Below are 6,000 nucleotides of genomic sequence, written 5' to 3' on the forward strand. Positions count from 1 at the left end.
TTTAAGATAACATTTTTAGTTTTGCATTCATGTTGAAAACATCGATGACCTATGATTGAACCGTTATTTCGAAGGCATTAGATTATTTTTTATGGATGACTCGCAGATATAGTTCTTCAACTTTTTGACGCGCCCAGGGTGTTTTTCTCAGAAAAGTAAGCGATGACTTCATACTTGGGTTTTCATTAAAACATTTAATATTTATTTGTCTACCTAAACTTTCCCATCCTCCGTAATAGTCTACGAGGTGTTCAATGATAGTATCTAGCCTTTTGCCATGTAACGGATTGTTGAGTTGTTCTTGCATAGGATAAAAGTAATAAAAATTATTATTTTATGTTTTTCACTATCGTATTAATTGTATGTTTCCATGATGTGAAACTCTTGTTTGTTGGATCAGTTTGCTTAGCTCGTTTCGAAAAGGCAAGAAATGTTAAGACTATTGTCTGTGTCGATCACTAAATAAAGCAGATAATAGGTTTTGATTATTGTAATATAGAATTAATTGATTTTGATTGAGGTTCTTAATATGTTAACTTTATATCTAAGATAAACCCGATGTGACTGAAAGTATCTTTGAGTATACAGGATAAATGAAATATTTAATCATAAAAGGTTCTACTGACTGTAAAAATTAGACATAATATAAATAATTGTTCAATCAATAAAAATGTATAAAACATGGAAAAAGAATCAAACGATATCAGCAAATGCCCATTCCATAATGGAAGTATGAAACATAAAGTAGGGGGTAGCGGTACTAAAAACCGTGACTGGTGGCCTAACCAATTAAAACTGAATATTCTACGTCAACACTCTTCTTTGTCAAATCCAATGGGCAAGGAATTTAATTATGCCGAAGCTTTTAAAAGTCTTGACTTAGAAGCTGTGAAGGCCGATCTTCATGCACTTATGACCGATTCACAAGATTGGTGGCCGGCAGACTTTGGTCATTATGGTCCTTTGTTCATTCGTATGGCCTGGCACAGTGCAGGTACGTATCGGGTAAGTGATGGTCGTGGCGGTGCAGGTGCAGGATTGCAACGTTTTGCCCCATTGAATAGCTGGCCGGACAATGTGAGTCTCGATAAAGCCCGCAGGTTGCTTTGGCCCATCAAGCAGAAATATGGACAGAAGATTTCATGGGCAGATTTGATGATCCTAACTGGTAACGTAGCACTGGAATCTATGGGTTTCAAGACGTTCGGCTTTGCTGGCGGACGTGAAGATGTATGGGAGGCGGATGAATCTGTTTATTGGGGTTCTGAAACTACTTGGCTAGGTGGAGACCTTCGCTATGGTCATGGTTCCGAAGGTGTGTCACAGGAAGAAGGGGTATTAGTTTCGGATGATGATGCTGATGGTGTTATACATTCCCGAGACTTAGAAAAACCTCTTGCTGCCGTGCAAATGGGCTTAATCTATGTGAATCCTGAAGGCCCTGATGGCAATCCTGATCCTATTGCTGCCGCTAAAGATATACGTGATACCTTCGGTCGCATGGCGATGAACGATGAAGAAACTGTTGCACTGATTGCGGGGGGGCATACTTTCGGCAAAACCCACGGTGCGGGTAATTCAGACCTGGTAGGAGCTGAGCCCGAAGCAGCCTCCATCGAGGAGCAAGGTCTGGGTTGGAAGAATAGTTTTGGCACAGGAAAAGGAGCAGATACGACGACCAGTGGTTTGGAAGTTACCTGGACATCTTCTCCGACGAAATGGAGCAACAATTTCTTCTGGAATCTATTCGGATACGAATGGGAGCTAACAAAGAGTCCAGCCGGTGCGCATCAATGGAGACCAAAGCACGGTATGGGGGCTGAAACAGTGCCACATGCCCACGATCCGTTAAAACGAATTGCACCTGCCATGCTTACGACAGATCTCGCGTTAAGGTTTGATCCCATTTATGAAAAAATATCACGAAATTTCCTTCAAAATCCAGATCACTTTGCAGATGCTTTTGCCCGTGCTTGGTTTAAATTAACACATCGTGATATGGGACCTCGCGAACGTTACTTAGGCCCTGATGTTCCGCAAGAAGAACTGCTTTGGCAAGATCCTATTCCTGCAGTTGACCATGTTTTGATAAATGAACAGGATATTGCAACCCTCAAAGCAAACGTATTGGAATCTGATTTGACGGTGTCAGAATTGGTTTCTACAGCTTGGGCATCGGCCTCTACCTTCCGTGGTTCTGACAAACGTGGTGGTGCAAATGGTGCACGTATTCGTTTAGCTCCTCAAAAGGACTGGCAGATAAATAATCCTAAGCAACTGCAAAAAGTATTAAATATATTGGAGGGCATTCAAAACCAATTTAATGTTTCACAGACCGATGGGAAGAAAGTGTCGCTCGCAGATTTGATCGTATTGGCTGGTTGTGCAGGTGTTGAGAAAGCAGCTAGAGACGCAGGATATACCGTCACCGTACCTTTCATGCCGGGGCGTATGGATGCTTCGCAGGAACACACCGATGTTGAGTCTTTTGGTTACCTAGAGCCTATTGCCGATGGGTTTAGGAATTACCGCCAATCTAATGGATACGTGTCTACCGAAGAGTTGCTGATCGATAAAGCACAACTGCTAACACTTACAGCACCAGAGCTGACCGTATTGTTAGGAGGATTACGTGTATTGGATACAAATGCCGATGGTTCCAAACATGGTGTTTTTACATCCCGTTCAGAAGTACTGACCAACGATTTCTTTGTAAATCTACTTGATATGAACACGGTTTGGAAAGTGATAAGCGACGACAAAGAAGTCTACGAAGGTAGCGACCGCCATAGCGGAGAATTCAAATGGACCGGTACTCGTGCGGATCTTGTGTTTGGCTCCAATTCAGAATTGAGAGCTCTTGCTGAGGTGTATGCAAGTGCGGATGCGCAGGACAAATTTGTCAACGAATTTATCTCCGTTTGGAGTAAAGTGATGAATTTGGATCGGTTTGATTTAGATTGATACATCTGATTGTGACAAATACACATGTCACTTTGGGGAGCTACAAATACAGCAAACACTCTTGTCTGCTGTATTTTTTTTTACTGGTATTGAGTTGTTTATGCTTGTGTTCGGAAGTGCTAAAAATGATTTATTATGAACGAAATTGAAAAATATATTTTGCAGTTTCCGGAAGATATTCAAGATATTCTGCGGAAGATTCGAAAATTGATTAAAGATAGTGCGCCTGAAGCAGAAGAATTGATGGCCTACGGTATGCCTGGTTATAAGATAAATAAAAAACCATTGGTTTATTTTGCAGCTTTTAAAAAGCATATCGGTTTTTACGCGACACCTTCGGGACACAGCGAATTTAGTGACGAACTTTCACAGTATAAACAGGGAAAAGGTTCAGTTCAATTTCCGCTTGACCAACCTATTCCCTATGGATTAATGGAAAGAATTGTAAAATTCAGAGTGACGGAGAATAATAATAAAATCATGAGAGAGACTGATCGATAAAGAAAGCCAATCTCAGAATAACTGTTTGCTGTTAAGTGGGGTGACGTAGTTAATATTATTTAATAGCGTATTAATACTTTTTTTTATAGTTTTGATCATCTGAAATTTTAAAATAAAGAAATGTCGTTAACAAACTTATCGGGACGTGTTGCTCTCGGAATAGATGTCGGTGGGACCAATACAAAATTTGGTGTGGTCAACCATCGAGGGGAAGTCCTTGAAAAAGGAGGCTTAAGAACAGATGAATATAATAAGGTAGAAGATTTTATAGATGCTTTATATAATAAAGTTTATCCCCTAATAGAGAAATATGGTGCAGCGGAGAATTTTGATGGAATCGGCATAGGTATTCCCAATGGGAATTACTACAGCGGTACTATCGAACAAGCCGCTAACTTACCTTGGAAAGGAGTGATTCCTTTCAGTGAGATGATGAAAATAAAATTTAAGATGCCCTGCACGGTTACTAATGATGCGAACGCTGCTGCACTTGGCGAAATGCTTTTCGGAGCTGCACGTGGAATGAAGGATTTCATTATGATTACCTTAGGTACGGGTGTAGGAAGCGGAATAGTTTCCAATGGTAGCTTAGTTTATGGACATGACGGTTTTGCAGGTGAGCTGGGGCATACCATAGTAAAACCAGGTGGCCGAAAACACTGGAGTACGGGGTCAGAAGGCAGCTTGGAAGCGTATGCTTCCGCAACGGGCATAGCTATCACAGCAAAGAAGATGAGGGCAGAATTCCCAAGTTCTATGCTCAACCAATTTCCAGAAGATGCTATCAATTCTAAAACAGTTTATGAGTGTGCGATTAAAGGAGATCCTATAGCCATTGAGGTCTTTAGGTATACAGGACAAAAGCTTGGAGAAGCTTTGGCTAATTTTGTAATGTTTTCTTCGCCTGAAGCAATTCTGTTGTTTGGTGGAGTTATCAAAGCAGGAGATTTCATCCTGAAGCCAACTAAACTTCATATGGAGAGAAATCTATTTCCGATCTTTAGAAATAAAGTGAAATTAGTTTTCAGCGAACTGGCCGAGGCAGACGCGGCAATTCTGGGAGCTAGTGCTTTAGTTTTAGGAGCAAAGAAATAGATGTTACTACCTTATCATCTTCTGCCTTTGTAATTCTAAATCGTGGGCTTGTAGAGGGAAGATATTTATTTTTGTATTCTACTCTTCGTTTTCAGCGAGATAGATATCGTGAACTAAAAATCGGATTTTCGGATTTGGAAGAAGCATGTCTAGGATATCTTCTGATTCAATAGGATAAAGTGTTTCTTGGTCACCATCTAATAATTCTGAATCAGGAATTAGCTCATAGATTGTGACGTTATTGACAGAGGTTAATTCTTCTACTTTAATGTAAGTAACATGCTGGGATTTCCAATTTGATAGAATAGTTTTTGTAAATAATTGATACGGATTGTGCTCTTGATGTGACATGTTGCCAAAATATGGAATAGACTTGTTATTACAAAATTAATTATCAACTCGAAACTGCCATGAAAGGTGAAAGAACAGATTCAGAAAAGTCGAATGAATTCAAGCACTTATCCGAGTGGGGCATTTTTGAGAAGCGGATGTCGAAAAATTGAGGGTATGGTATTGCCAAAAATATAGCCGATAAGCTACTGGACTCAATCGGGTTAAGGCTTGACCGAATCGGAAAAAAAGCTGATTGAGTATGGTACTTGGGCGCCCTACACGAGACAAATGAATTGATAAAAATAATTTTATATGGTATCCTTTGCTGTTTGAATTGTTTTTTCTAAAGCATTTGAAAGGGTCTCCTTATATTTGATGAAATTTACCTGACGGTCTTCTTCTTCACCTACTTTAAGTATTCTTTTACATTCCTTCACTTGTTGTAATTCGTTCAGATAAAGTTCGTTGAACGTTTCTGTATCTTTGTTCTTTAAGATCCTAGTTGTATGTGAATACTGTTCGTATATGTCTGTAATGATAGTCAAACTCTTATCATCATAGTTTTGGAGACTAGTAATTTTTTCCGAAAGCTTCTCGAGCTTTTTTCTCTCTTTTGTGTAAGCCATAATTAGCGCAAAGGTACATTTTTTTTACACCTGTTAGCAAGTATCTATATGTAATTTTATGCTGTCCCATTTATAAACTGAATTGTGCGGCACCATATTCATTCATTGCAATGGGTTGTAGTTGCATTTTTGCTTACGTGTAGGTTCCAGGTGTGATTATAATTAGTTGGCTAACAGGTCTTATTCTGATATCGTACCCTCGTTCGATTTCTTGGCCTCGACAACTTTCTTCTTACGGTTTGCGGCTTGGCGATGTGGCGGATTTTTAGCACTAAAGTTGAAAAAAATTACTACCGTTGAACCTTGCACAAAAGTTTCATAGAAGTACTTCAGCCCGCCATATTGCCAAACCGCTGTGCTTGTTGCACAACTCAAATATAGCTTAATTTGTTTGATGAACAGGTTGATATTTAGTATTTTTCATTATGCAAGGACGAAAAGACTTTACTCCCCGGCTGTTTTACGAACTGAGCTTAGATCG

General features: G+C 39.6%; 7 protein-coding genes. 3 read left to right on the plus strand and 4 right to left on the minus strand.

Going from position 1 to position 6,000, the window contains the following annotated elements; all coding sequences use genetic code 11:
* Nucleotides 1-82 precede the first annotated feature (82 nt).
* Nucleotides 83-307, minus strand: coding sequence for a VF530 family protein (locus E4F24_RS13675; RefSeq protein ID WP_140939667.1), 225 nt, complete (start codon nt 305-307; stop codon nt 83-85).
* Between the two features lie 374 nt (nt 308-681).
* Between E4F24_RS13675 and katG the strand changes: the two genes are divergently transcribed.
* The 3 genes from katG (at nt 682) to E4F24_RS13690 (ending at nt 4,560) form a co-directional block, all read left to right on the plus strand.
* Nucleotides 682-2,964 (plus strand): catalase/peroxidase HPI, encoded by a 2,283-nt coding sequence (gene katG / locus E4F24_RS13680; RefSeq protein WP_140939668.1) that lies wholly within the window; start codon nt 682-684, stop codon nt 2,962-2,964.
* Nucleotides 2,965-3,099: 135 nt separating this feature from the next.
* Entirely contained in the window at nt 3,100-3,465 is a 366-nt protein-coding gene (locus E4F24_RS13685) for an iron chaperone (protein WP_140939669.1), read from the plus strand.
* Between the two features lie 120 nt (nt 3,466-3,585).
* Nucleotides 3,586-4,560, plus strand: coding sequence for an ROK family protein (locus tag E4F24_RS13690; RefSeq protein WP_140939670.1), 975 nt, complete (start codon nt 3,586-3,588; stop codon nt 4,558-4,560).
* A gap of 78 nt (nt 4,561-4,638) precedes the next feature.
* Here E4F24_RS13690 and E4F24_RS13695 read toward each other — a convergent pair whose 3' ends face one another.
* The 3 genes from E4F24_RS13695 to E4F24_RS13705 all read right to left on the minus strand — a co-directional run bounded on the left by E4F24_RS13695 (nt 4,639) and on the right by E4F24_RS13705 (nt 5,894).
* Nucleotides 4,639-4,911, minus strand: coding sequence for a hypothetical protein (locus tag E4F24_RS13695; RefSeq protein ID WP_140939671.1), 273 nt, complete (start codon nt 4,909-4,911; stop codon nt 4,639-4,641).
* 290 nt (nt 4,912-5,201) lie between these two features.
* Complete coding sequence (locus E4F24_RS13700) at nt 5,202-5,519, minus strand: hypothetical protein (protein WP_140939672.1); 318 nt, start codon at nt 5,517-5,519, stop codon at nt 5,202-5,204.
* A gap of 180 nt (nt 5,520-5,699) precedes the next feature.
* Nucleotides 5,700-5,894, minus strand: coding sequence for a hypothetical protein (locus tag E4F24_RS13705; protein ID WP_140939673.1), 195 nt, complete (start codon nt 5,892-5,894; stop codon nt 5,700-5,702).
* Nucleotides 5,895-6,000: the final 106 nt, after the last annotated feature.

It is taken from the genome of Sphingobacterium lumbrici (genome assembly GCF_006476045.1).
In the GTDB taxonomy this organism is placed as follows: Bacteria; Bacteroidota; Bacteroidia; order Sphingobacteriales; family Sphingobacteriaceae; genus Sphingobacterium; species Sphingobacterium lumbrici.